At 46.2% G+C, this 1,159-nt stretch carries 2 protein-coding genes; one reads left to right on the top strand and one right to left on the bottom strand.

Annotation, left to right across the window (positions count from 1 at the left end; genetic code table 11):
• Window positions 1-172: 172 nt before the first annotated feature.
• Window positions 173-751 carry a hypothetical protein gene (locus tag R7Q09_RS24280; protein ID WP_318143715.1) on the top strand — a complete coding sequence of 193 codons (579 nt, stop codon included), beginning with the start codon at window positions 173-175 and terminating at the stop codon, window positions 749-751.
• On the opposite strand, the gene R7Q09_RS24285 is transcribed toward R7Q09_RS24280, so the two are convergent.
• On the bottom strand, window positions 738-1,145 hold the full coding sequence (locus R7Q09_RS24285) for a helix-turn-helix transcriptional regulator (protein ID WP_005463567.1): 408 nt from the start codon (window positions 1,143-1,145) through the stop codon (window positions 738-740). The two genes, R7Q09_RS24280 and R7Q09_RS24285, sit on opposite strands and share 14 nt — an antisense overlap.
• Window positions 1,146-1,159: the final 14 nt, after the last annotated feature.

Below are 1,159 nucleotides of genomic sequence, written 5' to 3' on the forward strand. Positions count from 1 at the left end.
ATCATCGATTCGCAACCTCACGATTGAGTAACGAGGTAGAGGCGCACGCAAGAGTGCGCCTTCTTAATGTCTGCTAGATAACATTTTCGTACTCGCCTCTAAATTATTCTCTTTGATAAATCCAAGCCTAGCGTTAAGGTCGTTGTTTTACGTTTTTCACTTTAAACACACCATGCGATTTGCTTCTCGAACTTTGCTATTTTTCTGCTGTGTCGCGGCATCCTTTTCTTCATTGGCTTCGCAGCGCTGGTGGCAAGAAGTCTTGTCTGCTACGCCGTACCAGAAACTGAGTGAACAGATTCAACATGATGGGAACTGGTATCCGTGTGATGCGCAGATTGGCGAGACAGAAAATCTCAGCCGTTCTTTCTGTTTAGATGAGTTTTCCTACTATCAGCAGACGCTATACGGCGAGGCGGTATTCGAAGAAAAGAAAGCGCAATTCTCCTTTTTAACCGAGTATCAGAGACAAACGCTGAGTGAGCTCATTCTTAATCTAAGAAAAGATGGTTTGGTGATGCGAAGCTTAGCAATCGGCAACGAGCAATACGATGTCGCAGCGTCGCTGAAAAACAAATCTGCAGGAGAGGTCGACAAAGAAGTGGTGTTACTGATAAATCGCTACCCGCCAGAGATTGAGAGGTCGATGGTTTGGGTAAAAGCAGATGAGTTTACAGAGCCATCACCGCACGTAGTCATTACTTTACGCAGTGATGGCGAAATGATCGAGTTGCGACTTACTCGGCTTTAGTCTCTTTATGCAAAGCAAGAAATGTCGCCATGGCGGATTCATCTAAAAATCCGTCTGCCTTTTTATGTGCGCGCAGGTATTGGTACCCTGCAATGAGCTTTCGATGAAGCTCTTCTTTATCTTCTGTCAGCTCATCATTCATCACGTGTTGGAAAGCCAACTTATAGGCATCCATATCCACCACTTCAGCTCGACGGTAGAGATAACCGCAACCCGTCGCTAACCATTCAAGAGAGCAGTTTGCCCGCATCGCAATCTGATTGGCTTTGGTTAGGCTAGGTTCGCTGCCTTTTAGGTACTTTCGGATGAGCGCTTCCGACACATCAACGCGTCGCGCAAATCCGCTGATGCTTTCTTCGCCAATCAAAGTGGCTAAACGTTGGGCAAAAGACATATTTCGTACTCCAG

The organism is Vibrio sp. 2130-1, from assembly GCF_033339515.1.

Coding starts and splice junctions, on each gene's coding strand:
- R7Q09_RS24280 (WP_318143715.1), top strand. CDS start 173: ATGCGATTTGCTTCTCGAACTTTGCTATTTTTCTGCTGTGTCGCGGCA.
- R7Q09_RS24285 (WP_005463567.1), bottom strand. CDS start 1,145: ATGTCTTTTGCCCAACGTTTAGCCACTTTGATTGGCGAAGAAAGCATC.